Source organism: Streptococcus suis, assembly GCF_002960445.1.
Taxonomy (GTDB): Bacteria; Bacillota; Bacilli; order Lactobacillales; family Streptococcaceae; genus Streptococcus; species Streptococcus hyiners.
The window spans coordinates 1-272 of record NZ_POJD01000086.1 but is presented as its reverse complement, the minus strand read 5'-3'; the positions used below and the strand labels follow the sequence as shown (position 1 = coordinate 272).

The 272-nt window shown below is 40.1% G+C and carries 1 pseudogene; it reads left to right on the top strand.

What is annotated here, in order from left to right:
* Positions 1-272: pseudogene (locus tag C1G53_RS01815) on the top strand (IS110 family transposase); the annotation flags it as partial.

Sequence of the window (272 nt, the reverse complement as noted above, 5' to 3'; positions counted from 1 at the left end):
CGTTAGCTCTACCAAATTAGATGTCTGTATCATGCTTAGTGATACAACAACTCCCTTTACAGCTTCTCTTCCTAATGACCTAGTAGGGGCTCAAGAAATCAAGAAACAAATTCTTGAACTCAATGATTCCCAGTCATTTGAGCGCATCGTCATTGGTATGGAAGCTACCAGCCTTTATAGCTTTCACCCTGCCATGTTCTTTCATGAAGATAGCGACTTGAAAGCTCTAATGGTTGAAGTCATGGTGGAACAACCCAATAAGATTAAGAAAT